Below are 556 nucleotides of genomic sequence, written 5' to 3'. Positions count from 1 at the left end.
GGTATCGCCTTCGGGTTTCTGCTCTCGCGATTACGGCCGGTGACAGAAAACACCGTTGGCGGCACTTTGCTCCAGTTCGTGTATGCATTTGCGACTTGGCTAATCGCTGAACGACTGCATCTGTCGGCGGTCCTGGCTACGGTAGCGAGCGCGATGACGATCGCCACACTTGCTTCAGTCGAGGATTCCCCGCGTATGCGGGTACATTCGTTCGCAGTGTGGACCACAGTTGTGTTCTTGTTGAATGTGGTGGCGTTCCTGCTGATGGGCTTGCAGGCCCGCCGCATCATTGAGGCGATGCCAGGTGTCGATCTCGAGCGAGCGCTTGGTTTCGCTACAATGGTCGTTGTCGGCGTTATCACGACACGCCTCATAATCGCGTACCTGTTTCATAAAATAGTGGGATATCGCCATCGGCACGGGCACGATCTGGCAGCGTTCGCACCAGGGGAGACTTTGCTCGTCGGCTGGGCTGGAATGCGAGGACTGGTCACGCTCGCCACGTCGTTCGCTTTGCCTCCAGATTTCCCCGAGCGAGACCTGATCGTGCTGACGG

Annotated in this window: 1 protein-coding gene; it reads left to right on the top strand. The window is 57.9% G+C overall.

The features are described 5' to 3' along the window. Nucleotides 1-556, top strand: a 556-nt coding sequence (locus tag ACXJ5O_RS29395; RefSeq protein WP_457302978.1) for a cation:proton antiporter domain-containing protein, incomplete at both ends; no start/stop codon positions are given.

This window comes from Phyllobacterium sp. P5_D12, from assembly GCF_054049495.1.
This window is presented reverse-complemented; position numbering and strand designations above follow the sequence as displayed.